1 pseudogene is annotated in these 249 nt (G+C 48.6%); it reads left to right on the top strand.

Annotation, left to right across the window (positions count from 1 at the left end):
• Positions 1 to 38: 38 nt before the first annotated feature.
• Positions 39 to 249, top strand: a pseudogene (locus tag DW182_RS21770) (hypothetical protein); the annotation flags it as partial.

The raw sequence follows: 249 nt of genomic DNA, 5'->3' as shown, positions 1-249 counted from the left end.
GCTGCGGCACACCTTTCTCATGATACCATATTGTAAACATGCGAAAAATAACGGTATCCAATGATTTTTTTGCCGAAGCAGCCGAAGCTTTGCGACAGGGGCAGACGGTAAAGCTGCTTATTGGCGGGCAAAGTATGTATCCTTTTATCAGAGGGGGAATAGACCTGGTGGAAGTAGTCCCTTGTCCTCCCGATGGGGAACTTCCTGCCTGGTGCTGCCCTTTTTATCAGTGGGAAGGTCGGTATATGA

The organism is Bacteroides sp. AM16-24 (assembly GCF_003471885.1).
Classification (GTDB): domain Bacteria; phylum Bacteroidota; class Bacteroidia; order Bacteroidales; family Bacteroidaceae; genus Bacteroides.
Note: the sequence above shows the minus strand (reverse complement) of the source record. Positions and strands in the feature narration are given on the sequence as shown.